Here is a 13388-nt window from a genome sequence, read left to right on the forward strand (position 1 = left end):
GTGAGTCAAACTCCGTCGGTCACCAGCGGGAATTGGAAAATGAATATCGTCACTCACGGTGTTGCCATCAAACGAGCAGTTGCCGAAGCACTGACATTGGGTATCGTCATTTTGGCAGCACGCTCTGTCGCCGCATCGCCTCAGAGTGAACTGACAACCGAGCAGGTGCGTCAGTCGGTCCAGAGCAGCATTCCCTTTATTCAGGAGCGGGGTGTCTGGTGGATCGATGAAAAGAAATGCGTGTCCTGCCACCGGATCAGCACGATGGTCTGGAGCCTGAACACTGCCCGACGAAACGGCTTTGAAGTGAGTGACAGGCTGGACGAATGGATCAACTGGGCAACGGAGTCGCCGCTTAAAAAGGACGCCGATGGCAAGGCGGCCGGCCTTCTCAACAAGGAAGGCGTTGCCCAGCTTCTGATTGGGCTCAACCGAGATGCAAATACGGTTGACAGTGAACTCGCGGACCTGCTTCTGGACGGGCAGCAGCCGGATGGATCGTGGAAACCGTGCGGACAATTGCCGGGTCAAAAACGCCCCCTGTCAGAAACCGCCGGTGTTTCAACGATGTGGCTCACCTTGGCGCTCGTCAACGACGGCCGCACAGAACAGGCCAGTCCTGCGGTCAAGCTTGCCACCTGTTTTATCACGGAAAGCCCGGCAGGAAAAAGCACCGAGTGGTATGCGCTGCAGGTGCTGCTCGCCGCTCAGACGGGTGATTCTGCGTCGCGAGATGGTTACGTCGATGCACTGCGGGCACAGCAGCAGGCGGATGGCGGCTGGGGGTGGCTGGTTGGTGAAGAAAGTGATGCACTGGGAACCGGTATGGCGCTGTACGCATTGATTCGCGCAGGTGTGAATTCCGAAGATCCCGCAATCGAACGTGCACAACGCTTTCTGGTCAGCACTCAGCACGACGATGGCTCATGGGCAGTTCGCGGCACAAAGGCCGGTAAGAAGGAACACGTCGAAGAGACTGCGTCATACTGGGGCACAACCTGGGCCGCGTTGGGGCTCATGGCCAGCCTTTCGGGAAAACAGGACTAGCTGCCTGCAGACAAATCCGCAGGCATCCGGCTTCGCAACGCGTGGTCAAACTGCCGCCCGTGGTCAACAGGCGCGTGCAACAAACTGACGCGGTAAACTGCCAAGTCTTGACATTTGTCCAACGAGCCCGCAGGATGCACCGTAGTCGGGGGGGGGTATGCGTCCCTTGCCTGAACGGTTGCGGAATGAGTCGCGGCTTCGAGATTCTTTCTCGAAACTCACTGCGCGATTCCCGGATATCCAAAGCAAACGATGATCGTCTCTCATTCATCCCTCGGTGACACGTCGCGCGCTGCGTTGAGAGCAGTGATGGGCTGTCGTCGTTCGATGGTGATGGTGATTGTTGCCGCGGTGGCAGGCATTGGTTCGAGTCCGACGGCCAGGGGTGGTTGTGGAGACTACGTTTTCCGCAATGGAAAACCAGTGCTGGTCGACGGGCACCACGTTGCGGCGGCTGGCCATGAAGAAGCACCCGGGCGTGTTCCGTCAGGTCGTTGCCGGGGACCGAATTGTTCCTCCGCGCCTCTCATGCCGGCCGATCCGGCGTCACCGATCGTTGTCAAGTACCGCGTAGAACACGCGGCGGCAGCGTTGTCGGGAGGTGGCAGTGTGGAGCGCGAAGGCTGTCTGCGTCTGGCTTCTGAAGTCGCAGAATCCGCCGACCCTGCTGAGATCTTTCATCCGCCGGAACGCGGCTGAAGGCGATTGTCAGCAAGTCAGGTGTCGGTCGTGATGTGTCCCATGATCGTGAACGGGGTTTGAGCCTGCGCAATTGGCAGCAGGCAGGACTCCGGCACACAAGCCACTTCTTGTCGAATGTGGCCGCGATCCGTGTGGTCATCATGAGACAGCGACAGACTGCCGCTCTGCGCGAGTTGAAATCTGTTGCGCAGGCTGTTCCGGCCCACCTGATTCCCCGGTCGCCCTCCTCGTCCCTGTATGCCGCTGCGCTCGATTGATCCCGCGGGGTGAAATGAGCGCATATGTCTGTCGGCCGTGCGCTGTCAAGCCACACTGCGAGCGCTGCTGCGCATCGAAAGCCCGGCCAATCCTGACCGACCGTAACTTGAATCGTTTGTGACTCACTTCCCGTTGCGGCCTGCGCGCACGGCGCGGCGGCCGACACCGATTTCAGCATTCATCTCTATTCCGGAGTTATCCCCATGAAACCTGGTATCCGACATTTTCGCGGTTTCACTCTCATCGAATTGCTCGTCGTCATCGCGATCATCGCAATTCTGATTGCTTTGCTGTTGCCGGCAGTGCAGCAGGCTCGTGAGGCGGCTCGCCGAACACAGTGCAGAAACAATCTGAAGCAGATCGGGCTGGCTCTGCACAACTACCACGATGTGCACCAGTGTTTTCCGTTCGGCCAGGGTGGAACCGGCGATCGCTATTCCGCGATCAGCCAGATTCTGCCCATGCTGGAGCAGGGACCGTTGTACAGCCACATTGATTTTGAGTCGCAGCTTGCTGCCCCGGTCAACGATCAGGCACGGCTGACAGAACTATCCGTCCTGCGATGTCCGTCCGATTTCAGTAATCCTCAGACGCAGTCCGGTGGAGCGATCAATTACTACGGCAACAAGGGAAGCGGCATTCTGTGGCAGTCTCCAAATCAGAATGGCGTGTTCTTTCGATCAAGCCGAGTGCGGTTCCGCGACATCACGGACGGAACCAGCAACACGGCTGCGTTCAGTGAACGACTTGTGACCGACGGTAACAACGGAACGGTCAGCCCGGAATCCGACGTGTTCCTGGCCCTCAGCGATCCCGCTGACCAGGACGAAGCTGTGCAGCAATGCGCTGCTGTCGACATCAGCAATCTGGCCAGTCAGTTCCCAATTTTCATGGGGGCTCCCTGGTTGAACGGCCAGCACTGCTATCTGCACGTGGATGTACCGAACAGCAGATCGTGCGGCTTCTTTCCGACGAAAGCCACGATGCCACCCAGCAGCCGACATACCGGCGGCGTTTACGTTCAACTGGCGGACGGCAGTGTCCGGTTCGCCAGTGACAACATCGACCTGCGAGTGTGGCGGGCGCTCGGCACGCGTGACGGCGGCGAAATCATCCGCGAGTTCTAGAAAGGCCGCACGATGACCATTCACCAGCCCCCGATCCCGGATACGGCCAAAGTGTCTGAATCACATTGTGCGACACATCTCGAAGTCGTTGCACCGCGGTGCAGGCTGCAGCTTCGACGCGCCCAAAGGTTTCGGCCGAGTTACGGCATCGTTTGCATGCTGCTGCTGCTGGCTGTCGTGGCCGGATTTGTCGGCTGCGCCCGGCGAGTCCGGGTCGCCGCATCCTGTCGAGCCCACACTGGCAAGACGGACGTTACGAACCGTGCTCGAGGGCTGGAAGGAAGAACCGTCACTCGAACGGTGGCGCACTCAGCACACGGACATCGTTGTGCAGGACATGGACTGGCTGATGGGGCACCGGCTCACAAGCTTCGTACTCCTCGATGAAGGTCGCGCCGTTGACGCGAACCTGCACTGCGATGTCCGGCTGACGCTTGTCGATTCGGACAATAAGTCGACGGAAAAGACGGTGACATACCTTGTGGGCACCAGTCCAAAGCTGACAGTGTTTCGTCAGATCATTCCCTGAACCTCTTCGGCCGCTTTGGAGAAACCATCATGTGGAAATGCTCTTTACCTCACCTGAAAAGGAAGACGGCGCCGAGGCGCATACTGACTGAAGTGAAGATTGCTGTGTGCTCAATGATTGTGATAAGTGGGCTGTGCTGGTCGTCGTCCGTTTCCGGGCAGGAGCCGCCGAGCTTTCTACACGCAGCGGGGACCTCACACGTTCCACTGCCTGATAGCGACGTGGCGTGGGAACACCTGCCTGGCTGTGAAGACGCCGGAGCCCCCTGCCGTCATGGGCTCGTGCGCTCGCGGAATCGCTGCCGTATACGACGGCCGCCGTGCTGGAGCTCGACGGCATCTATCGCGGCAGCACGGCGCTGGACCCGAAACTGCGAGCGAAAATTCGCTGGACGGTGGCCAGTGCCAACCGCTGCGGGTACGGGATGGCGTACGCCGTTGCCGACCTGCGAGCCGCCGGAGCGGACGAAGAGGAGATCGCCGCACTGCAGAGCAGCCGCACGGATCTGCCGGCTCGTGAACGCGCGCGCTGGACTTCACTCGGCAAATGACGATCGCCGCACACGAAGTCACGGATGCCAGGTCGAAGCGCTGCGACTGGAGTTCGGCGAGCCACAGCTTGTGGCGATGGTGCTGCAGATTGCCTATGCCAACTTCATGGACCGGCTGGTGCTGTCGCTGGGTGTCACAGTGGAAGATGGAGGACCGATTCCTCCGCGAGTCTTCAGGTTTCCGGCATTCGAAACGCTGAACGACATCCCAAAGGCTTCCCGGCCGGAGCAGTCGGAGACCCCTGCCGACGCAGAACGGCCTCGACAGTCGTTGAAGATGCAGGAAGTGTTTGGCCGCGACTGGTCTTCGCTGCGATTCGATCAACTGAAGACCATGCTGCAGCATCAGCAAGACCGAAAGGCTCGCGTCAGTATCCCGGACTGGGAGAGCGTCCAAAGCCGGTTGCCCGCCGGCATGTACCCAAAGGACCGCGAGATGAAGATTCGCTGGAGCCTGGTGGTATTGGGCCATCAGCCGGAACTGGGTATCGCCTGGCTGCGCTGCCTGCGCGTGTTTGGCCGAGAGGCCGAGTTTGATCGTGTACTGGCCGAAAGTATGTTCTGGGTCGTCACTCGCAGTCTGCAGTGCTTTTACTGAATGGGGCATACTCAGATGCTGCTCGCGGTCGCGGGCCTGAACCAGCAACGCATCGATCAGCGAACGGAATCCATGGCTTCCGGGGACTGGTCGCAGTTTTCAACCGCCGAACAGACAGCGTTCGCCTTTGCCCGAAAGCAGTCTGTTTCGCCGGCAGATATTACGCAGGCGGACGTCCTGCAACTCATTGCACAGTTCGGTACTGAAAGAGCACTCGATGCCATCTGGTGGTCGTCGCGATGTCACTTCATGACGCGCGTTGCCGATGCGTTTCAGTTGCCGCTCGAACAGGAAAACGTCTTCGAGGAACGCGCGAAAGACAAGTCTGCCAACCAGGAATCTGATTCACCAAGAATACAACTTCCGGACAATGAGACCTCGGAAGAGTGACCTACTCCTTCACCCGTTTATCGTTTTGCGGAGCACTAACATGACTATTCGAAAATCGCTGGCAGCCGCAGTCGACTGCGTCGCACGACCGTTCTCCATGCGACCGGTGTCTGTCGAAACGCAGCTTGGAACCGATACGCTCGCGGCGTTTGTAATCGTCGCCGACGTCCTGAAACTGATCCTGCTCGTGTCGCTGGTCACCGCATTTGCGGCAGCAACCGTCGCGGATGAACGGACCGATCCACCGGCGATACCGGTGTCTGAACAACAGGCAGAACGGCCGGATGATGAACTGACACCGGAGGCGCAGCAGGCTGCTGCCGATTTGATGGCGCAGCTTCCGGAAGATTCAGAAGCTCGCGCGATGCTGGATTCCATTCTTGACGGAAGTCAGCTTGGCCCGGGAGAAGGGTGGTTCGCCACGGCGGTGTCGCAAACACTGTTCGGCTGGGACCATGTTGTGCAGTCCTGCGATGCCGATCATGACGAGACCGTCACCGCAGAGGAGTTTGGGGGAACCGCCGACGACTTCGAACGGATCGACCGCAACGGCGATCACATCCTGACCGAAGCCGACTTTGACTGGAGCCTCCATTCGCTGGAGCGCACTCCCGGCGTCATGCTGTTCTTTCAGGCGGATCGGGATGCCAACGGAAAGCTGACGAAGCAGGAAATCGTCAGCATGTTTGAGTCACTCGATTCGGATGCACGAGGGTTTGTGTCGCTGGATGAGCTGCGAGACCAGTTCCAGCCTCCCGATGAACAGCAGCAGCAGGAACGGCGGGCCAGCCGGAGCGATCGTCCCAGTCGCAGCACACTGGTGCTGGGTCTTCAGCGGCAGGAAATCGGATCGCTCAGCCCAGGTCCTGACGTGGGTAACGCAGCACCGGATTTTACGCTGAAGAGAATTGACCACGGCGACGACGTCACGCTGTCACAGGAAATCGGTGAACAGCCGATCGTACTGATCTTCGGAAACTTCACCTGCGGGCCGTTTCGCAGTCAGGCAGGAAACATCGAGAAGCTGTACGAACGCTACCGGAATCGCGCGAAGTTCTTCCTGGTCTATGTTCGCGAGGCGCATCCGACCGACGGCTGGAATATGAACAGCAATCAGCGGGTGGGGATCGAAATTGCCCAGCCGGCAGAACAGCAGCAGCGAATGAAGGTCGCTCAGACCTGTCAGCAGCATCTGGATCTGGACCTGCCGTTTCTCGTTGACACGATCGACGACCAGGCGGGAACAGCGTACAGCGGAATGCCGAACCGCCTGTATCTGATCGACCGCGACGGCCGGATTGTCTTTAAGAACGGCAGAGGCCCGTTCGGTTTTCACCCGCGCCAGCTGGAACAGGCACTATTGCTGCTGCTCAACAACCGGCAGCAGACGAGATCAGGGAACTGATCCGACGCCCGGACAAAGGCTGCCTGATCCCGTTCGTGCATCGTTCATTTTTGGAGAACACCACGCAATGTCGTCTCCCGTTCCAACACAAGCGACCGAATCGCTGGCGCGCGGCCGCAGGAAATACGTCAAGGCCGTCGGCCCCCGGTTGCGGCTACTGCTGTATCTCGTGTTTGCGCTGACCGCACTGCTGGCGGCAAATTCCGGTTACCTCGCCAGCATCACCGCGCTGGAATGGGCAACTGAGAAGACGTACCAGAATTTCTTTTATCAATAGATGTTTCTGGGCCATCTGGTTCTGGGGTTGCTGCTGATTGTGCCGCTGGTGTTGTTCGGAACGATTCATCTGCTGGCCACGCGTCATCGCCGGAATCGTCGTGCCGTCCGCGTCGGGTACATGCTGTTCAGCACTTCACTGCTGGTGCTGGCAAGCGGGCTGATGCTGATGAGGATCGGCGGCTTCGACCTCAGGCAGCCTCAGATGCGGACCGCCGTCTACTGGATGCACGTGATTGCTCCGCTCGCTGCCTGCTGGCTCTACTGGCTGCACCGTCTGGCCGGACCACGGATCAAATGGCGGATCGGGATCTCCTACGGTGCGGTCGTCGGCATCGCCGTGCTGGGAATGTTGTGGATGCATTCCGGTGATCCGCGCTACTGGAATGCAATCGGTCCGGAGTCCGGGGTCAAGTATTTCGAACCGTCGCTGGCACGCACGGCGACAGGCGACTTCATTCCCGCCAAAGCAATGATGAATGACCAGTACTGCGCAAAATGCCACGCGGATGTCCACCGCGGCTGGCAGAACAGTGTTCATCATTTCAGTTCCTTCAATAATCCGCCATATCTCGCCAGCGTCAATGAAACCCGTCGGGTATCCCTGAAGCGGGACGGCAGCGTTCAGGCCTCCCGATGGTGTGCGGGGTGCCACGATCCCGTCCCCTTCTTCAGTGGTGCGTTTGATGATCCCGAATTTGATGTGGTCAAACACCCGACGTCACAGGCCGGAATCACATGCACCGTGTGCCATGCAATGACTCACGTCAACTCGGCCCGCGGCAATGCGGACTACACCATCGAAGAACCGCTGCACTATCCGTTTGCCTACAGCGACAACTCCATCCTGCAGTGGGTGAACAACCAGCTCGTGAAGGCCAAACCCTCGTTTCACAAGAAGACCTTCCTGAAGCCGTTCCACAAAACGGCGGAATTCTGTTCGACGTGTCATAAAGTTCATCTGCCGTTCGCACTCAATCATTACAAGGACTTTCTCCGCGGACAGAATCACTATGATCCCTACCTGCTGAGCGGTGTTTCCGGGCACGGCATCCGCAGCTTCTATTATCCGCCCGCTGCAAAAACCAATTGCAGCCAGTGCCACATGCCACTGATGCCGTCGGATGACTTTGGTGCCCGGATGTTCGCCGACGCGACGGAGCTGAGTGTGCATGATCACTTATTTCCGACGGCCAATACAGGAATTGCCTGGCTGCTGGACAAGCCGGAGATTATTGAAGCTCACCGTTCATTTCTTGACGGTGTCATGCGCGTGGACATCTTCGGGATCAGAGACGATGTTGAGATCGACGGCCGGCAATTCGCGCCTCTGCGCCCGGTGGTTCCAACGCTGGAACCCGGCCGGAATTACCTGCTGGAAGCGGTGGTTCGCACCCTGAAGATGGGGCATCTGTTTACTCAGGGAACCGTTGACTCCAATGAAGTCTGGCTGGATGTAACGGTGAAGGCGGGTGATCGTGTCATCGGCCGCAGCGGTGCTCTTGATGTGTCACGCGGCAACGAGGTGGATCCGTGGTCTCATTTCGTGAATGTGTTCATGCTTGACAGGGACGGCTACCGCATTGATCGCCGCAATGCGCAGAACATCTTCACTCCGCTCTACAATCATCAGATTCCGCCGGGAGCAGGTCAGACCGTTCTCTACGGGCTGTCCGTTCCGCCGGATACTGACGCGCCGATTACTGTGGACGTCAGGTTGCAGTACCGCAAGTTCGACCGGCAATATATGGAGTTTGTTGCAAAAGAGAACGCGAATCTCGGGAAGTCAATCCGGGGGTTCAAGCCGGATGAGCCCTATGTCAATGAACTTCCGATTGTGACGCTGGCAACGGATCGGATCACATTTCCTGTCGCCGGTGTCGACGCTGCGGTTGACAATCCCAATCCCGAGTTTCCCGTATGGCAGCGCTGGAATGATTATGCCATCGGACAACTGCTCAAGGGAAAGTCGCAGCTGAGGCAGGCAGAAGAAGGGTTTCTGGAGGTGGAGAAGCTCAATCGCTGGGACGGTCCCATGAATCTGGCCCGCGTGTTGGAAGCCGAAGGCCGTCTCGACGAAGCCGTGGAGGCCCTGCAGCGGGCTGATGCGTTTCGCGACGAGGAAGGCTTCCCGCGATGGACATGGGCCTGGCTGAGCGGCTCGGTGAATCGTCAACAGGGCCGTCTGGAGGAAGCCGTTCTGAATCTCCGCAGTGCGCTTGATGACAGCACGGAGGAAACGCGAAAGCGAAAGTTTGACTTCAGCAAAGACTATGAAGTGCGCAACATGCTGGGGCAGACACTATTCGATGTCGGTCGCCAGCGGGCAAGGCAGGATCTTCGCGATGAGGCGGCCGATCTCTGGCGGCAGGCAATTGCCGAATTCGAAAAGACACTCGAACTGGACCCGGAGAACGTCACCGCCCATCACAATCTGCAGTTGTTATATGCGGAGATTGGTAATGACGCGAAAGCGACAGAACACGAAGTCCTGCACCGCAGGTATAAGCCGGATGATAATGCCCAGAGCCGCGCGGTACGGCTGGCCAGAGAACGCTATCCGGCGGCAAACCACGCGGCCGAGGCCGTGACGATCTATCCTCTGCACCGCGACGGAGCGCCAGGACTGACGCCCACACACGCGGATGTTGCCCGCACCCGATAGGGACACATTTCCGGTCAGAACCACGGAGCAGTCGCGTCTGACATGATTTTCCAGATTCTGATCGAAACAGAAATTCAGCAGGATAATTCCCGTGAACTCACAGATCCCCCACGACCCACTGGTCGATGACACTGATCCCGAAACGCAGGAACGTGATGACGCAGTCATCGGAACAGCCCTGCGGGCGTCCCTGATCGTGTTGGCGCTCCTTGCGACCTGCGGCGGCGGTACCATCTGGTGGCTGACTCGTCCGGCACCTCCGGCTCCGGAACAGAAAACGCAGCTTGCCAAAGTGGAGGTTCGGGAATCTCCGCAGCTTCCGCTGCCGTCGATCAGATTCACAGATATCACCGAAGAAGCGGGCATCGCTTTCATCCACGAAAACGGCGCCGCAGGTGAGAAGCTGCTGCCGGAAACCATGGGTAGTGGCTGCGCGTTTCTGGACTACGATGGCGACGGAGATCAGGATCTGCTGCTCGTAAACTCCCGGCGATGGCCCTGGGATTCCCGTGCGTCGCAGGACCGGCCGGCGACAATGGCGTTGTACCGGAATGACGGCACCGGTGTTTTCACGGATGTGACACAGCAATCCGGTCTGGACGTCTCGCTCTACGGAGTCGGCGTCGCCGTCGGCGATTACGACAGCGACGGCCGGGTAGACGTGTTCATCTCGGCTATCGGAAGCAACTCGCTGTTTCATAACGAAGGGGAAGGCAAATTCCGGGATGTTACGGATGAAGCCGGTGTCTCCGGCAGCGCAAGCGAGTGGAGCACAAGTTGCGGCTGGTTCGATTTCGATCGCGACGGAGATCTCGATCTCATGGTCTGCAACTATCTCGTCTGGTCGCGGGAATTTGACTCGGGACAGAACTTTCAACTAACGGGAGGCAGCCGGGCCTATGGGCGCCCGCAAAACTTTGAGGGCTGCTTTCCATATCTCTATCGCAATGACGGCGGCGGCCGGTTTGCGGAAATCAGCGACGAAGCGGGACTGCAGGTTCGCACGCCGACAACCGGCGAACCCATGGCGAAATCGCTGGGTCTGACGTTCGCTGATTTCGACAACGATGGATGGCTGGACGTGATTGTGGCGAATGACACCGTTCAGAACTTTCTGTTCCGGAATCGCCAGGATGGCTCATTTCAGGAAATGGGCGGTCCGGCAGGGATTGCCTTCGACATGGCAGGCAATGCCCGCGGAGCGATGGGGATCGACGTTTCGGCCTTTCGCAATGATGGCTGTCTGGGCGTCGCGATCGGCAATTTTTCCAATGAGATGACCGCGTTGTATGTCACTCAGCCCGGTCAGTTGATGTTCGTCGATGAAGCCATCTCCACAGGACTGGGGCCGAATACGCGACTGCAGCTGACGTTCGGGGTGTTTTACTTTGATGCGGATTTGGATGGCCGCGTTGATATCTTTGCCGCCAACGGCCATCTGGAGGACGAAATCAATCGGGTTCAGCCAAGTCAGCACTATGAACAGGCACCGCAGCTGTTCTGGAACTGCGGTCCGAAGCAGGCCACCGAGTTTCGACCGCTGAGTATCGCTGAAACCGGAGCGGAGTTTGCCGAACCGCTGGTTGGCCGCGGTGCGAGCTACGCAGACATTGACGGTGATGGCGACCTGGACATTCTGATTACTGCCGTCGCACAGCGTCCCCGGCTTCTTCGAAACGATCAGGACAGCGGTCACCACTGGCTGCGCGTGAAGCTTCACGGGACTGTGAGCAATCCCGATGCCATTGGTTCCTGGGTCAGTGTGACTCTGCCGGATCGAGTGCTGCGCCAGCAGGTGATGCCAACCCGCAGTTACGCATCTCAGGTGGAACTGCCGCTCACATTTGGTCTCGGCGACGACCACCAGATCGAGAAACTGACCATCGAGTGGGCGGATGGCCTGAAGCAGGAAGTTGCCACACCGCGAGTGGATCAGTTGATTGACATTGACCAGCCGCTGGCGACACCGGTTTCATAACGTGCGTACAGATAGAGCATGGCGCGGACCGCTTGCGTCGAGTACGACTTCCGCACGACTGAGTTCCGGTCTGCCGCCGGCATTGTCCATCAAGTCCGGCTGTCAGGCCCCGTGCGATTCAAATCCTCTGTTGGAGCCATTTTCAATGAACACGCTTCGCCTACTGCCCGCGTCACTCGCATTGTCATTTTGCCTGTTTTTTCCGGCGATGCCGGCAGCCGCACAGCAGATACCTGGTGGAAAATCGGCCAGCGTACCACAACGATCTGCCGCATACCGCTGGCTGGAAATCATGCTGGAAGCCGCAGCTCGTGATGTCGAGCGGATCGGTGCGAGACCCACGATTCTGTCCCGGCAAATGGCGATTCCCGTTACCGCGATGTTTGATGCCTGGGCTGCCTATGACGATCGCGCGGTCGCGACCATGTTCGGCGGGAGCCTCCGCAGGCCTGCGGCTGAGAGGACTCTGAAAAACAAGGAGACAGCGATTGCCTATGCAATGTACCGCGCCTGCCTCAACCAATATCCCGAATTCGCAGAGTATCTGACATCTGAAATGGAACGTATGGGATACGATCCGGCGGATACCTCAGAAGACCCGGCATCGCCCGCTGGAATCGGCAATCATGCCGCCCGAATTCTCGTGGATTACCGCTGCCGTGACGGTGCCAATCAGCTCGGTGATGAACAGGGTTCGGATGGAGAGCCCTACTCCGACTACACCATGTATCGACCGGTGAACTCGGCAGACAGGACAATCGATCCCGATCGCTGGCAGCCCATCCCCTTCGATGACGGCAGGGGCGGCAGGATCACGATGGGTTTTCTGACTCCGCACTGGTATCGAGTGATTCCCTTCGGGCTCAGGAAAGCGTCACAGTTTCGACCCGGGCCACCTCCGCTGGTCGGCGACTGCAAGTTGCTGAATGAGGTCGATGAGTGTATCCGGTTCAATGCAACGCTGACTCCCGAACAGAAGGCGATTGTGGAGTTCATGCGCGACGGACCCAGATCAACCGGACAGTCCGGGCACTGGCTGAAGTTCGCACTCGTTGTCTCAACACGGGACAACCAGGACCTGGATCAGGACGTTAAGTTGTTTTTCACGGTGGGAAACTGCGCGCTCGATACGTTTATCGCGTCGTGGGAGTCCAAACGGTATTACGACAGTTCACGGCCGTGGACCCTCGTTCGACACTATTACAAAGGCAAGACGATCAAGGGCTGGACGGGGCCGGGAAACGGCGTGGCGAGTATCCTCGGTGACGACTGGCATCCCTATTCGCCCAGTACATTCATCACGCCGCCATTTCCGGGTTACGTTTCCGGACACAGTTGCATCAGCGGAGGCTGTGCTGAAATCCTGAAGCTCTTTACGGGCAGCGACAAATGCGGATTCATCGAACCGCGCACAGCCGGCGAGCTGACCGAACAGGGTTTCACGTGTCGCCAGATGCAGCAACTGGATGGACGTCCGCTTGAAGAGATCCTCGGGGCGGAACACGCGACCTGCGAGATCATGCTGCCGATCCCGACGTTTACGGCAGCCGCTGAGATGGCAGGAATTTCCCGTGTCATGGGTGGCTACCACATCCAGTCCGACAACGTCGCCGGCCTGAAACTCGGACGTGACGTGGCGAATTATGTCTGGCCGGAAATCCAGAAATACTTCGACGGCACTGCCACACCAGTGCATGCGCTTCGGTACGGAGCACAGAAGGCGGTGGATTGAACGGAAATGTGCGTCTGGTATTGGCGTAACTGCATCGTCGAATCACGCTGCGGTCTGCCGATGCCGTTCGCAACAACCTACGCGACGTGCAACGCCGGCGCGATTCGTGGTCACGTCACTGCATAGCGAAC

11 protein-coding genes are annotated in these 13388 nt (G+C 58.6%); all 11 read left to right on the forward strand.

Annotated elements, in window-relative coordinates; translation table 11 throughout:
- Positions 1-39 precede the first annotated feature (39 nt).
- The 11 genes from R3C19_17350 (at position 40) to R3C19_17400 (ending at position 13257) form a co-directional block, all read left to right on the forward strand.
- Complete coding sequence (locus R3C19_17350; GenBank protein MEZ6062108.1) at positions 40-1047, forward strand: prenyltransferase/squalene oxidase repeat-containing protein; 1008 nt, start codon at positions 40-42, stop codon at positions 1045-1047.
- Positions 1048-2210: 1163 nt separating this feature from the next.
- A complete protein-coding gene (locus R3C19_17355) occupies positions 2211-3134 on the forward strand; it encodes a DUF1559 domain-containing protein (protein MEZ6062109.1) in 924 nt (307 codons plus the stop codon).
- Between the two features lie 262 nt (positions 3135-3396).
- A complete protein-coding gene (locus R3C19_17360; protein MEZ6062110.1) occupies positions 3397-3663 on the forward strand; it encodes a hypothetical protein in 267 nt (88 codons plus the stop codon).
- A gap of 319 nt (positions 3664-3982) precedes the next feature.
- Entirely contained in the window at positions 3983-4213 is a 231-nt protein-coding gene (locus tag R3C19_17365; GenBank protein ID MEZ6062111.1) for a carboxymuconolactone decarboxylase family protein, read from the forward strand.
- A complete protein-coding gene (locus R3C19_17370) occupies positions 4179-4811 on the forward strand; it encodes a hypothetical protein (protein MEZ6062112.1) in 633 nt (210 codons plus the stop codon). The genes R3C19_17365 and R3C19_17370 overlap by 35 nt, the downstream gene beginning before the upstream one ends.
- Positions 4812-4826: 15 nt before the next feature.
- Complete coding sequence (locus R3C19_17375; GenBank protein ID MEZ6062113.1) at positions 4827-5201, forward strand: hypothetical protein; 375 nt, start codon at positions 4827-4829, stop codon at positions 5199-5201.
- A 40-nt stretch (positions 5202-5241) separates the two neighbouring features.
- Positions 5242-6606: a deiodinase family protein gene (locus R3C19_17380; GenBank protein MEZ6062114.1), complete on the forward strand. Its 1365-nt coding sequence runs from the start codon at positions 5242-5244 to the stop codon at positions 6604-6606.
- Positions 6607-6673: 67 nt separating this feature from the next.
- Positions 6674-6883 (forward strand): hypothetical protein, encoded by a 210-nt coding sequence (locus R3C19_17385; protein ID MEZ6062115.1) that lies wholly within the window; start codon positions 6674-6676, stop codon positions 6881-6883.
- Complete coding sequence (locus tag R3C19_17390; GenBank protein ID MEZ6062116.1) at positions 6884-9547, forward strand: multiheme c-type cytochrome; 2664 nt, start codon at positions 6884-6886, stop codon at positions 9545-9547.
- A gap of 91 nt (positions 9548-9638) precedes the next feature.
- Positions 9639-11525 (forward strand): CRTAC1 family protein, encoded by a 1887-nt coding sequence (locus R3C19_17395; GenBank protein ID MEZ6062117.1) that lies wholly within the window; start codon positions 9639-9641, stop codon positions 11523-11525.
- 145 nt (positions 11526-11670) lie between these two features.
- Positions 11671-13257 carry a vanadium-dependent haloperoxidase gene (locus R3C19_17400; protein ID MEZ6062118.1) on the forward strand — a complete coding sequence of 529 codons (1587 nt, stop codon included), beginning with the start codon at positions 11671-11673 and terminating at the stop codon, positions 13255-13257.
- Positions 13258-13388: the final 131 nt, after the last annotated feature.

The sequence above is a fragment of the Planctomycetaceae bacterium genome (genome assembly GCA_041398785.1).
Lineage (GTDB): Bacteria > Planctomycetota > Planctomycetia > Planctomycetales > Planctomycetaceae > JAWKUA01.

Excerpts from the sequence above, each read along its gene's own strand:
- R3C19_17375 (MEZ6062113.1), top strand. The coding sequence starts at position 4,827 with ATGCTGCTCGCGGTCGCGGGCCTGAACCAGCAACGCATCGATCAGCGA.
- R3C19_17390 (MEZ6062116.1), top strand. The coding sequence starts at position 6,884 with ATGTTTCTGGGCCATCTGGTTCTGGGGTTGCTGCTGATTGTGCCGCTG.
- R3C19_17355 (MEZ6062109.1), top strand. The coding sequence starts at position 2,211 with ATGAAACCTGGTATCCGACATTTTCGCGGTTTCACTCTCATCGAATTG.
- R3C19_17385 (MEZ6062115.1), top strand. The coding sequence starts at position 6,674 with ATGTCGTCTCCCGTTCCAACACAAGCGACCGAATCGCTGGCGCGCGGC.
- R3C19_17400 (MEZ6062118.1), top strand. The coding sequence starts at position 11,671 with ATGAACACGCTTCGCCTACTGCCCGCGTCACTCGCATTGTCATTTTGC.
- R3C19_17350 (MEZ6062108.1), top strand. The coding sequence starts at position 40 with ATGAATATCGTCACTCACGGTGTTGCCATCAAACGAGCAGTTGCCGAA.
- R3C19_17380 (MEZ6062114.1), top strand. The coding sequence starts at position 5,242 with ATGACTATTCGAAAATCGCTGGCAGCCGCAGTCGACTGCGTCGCACGA.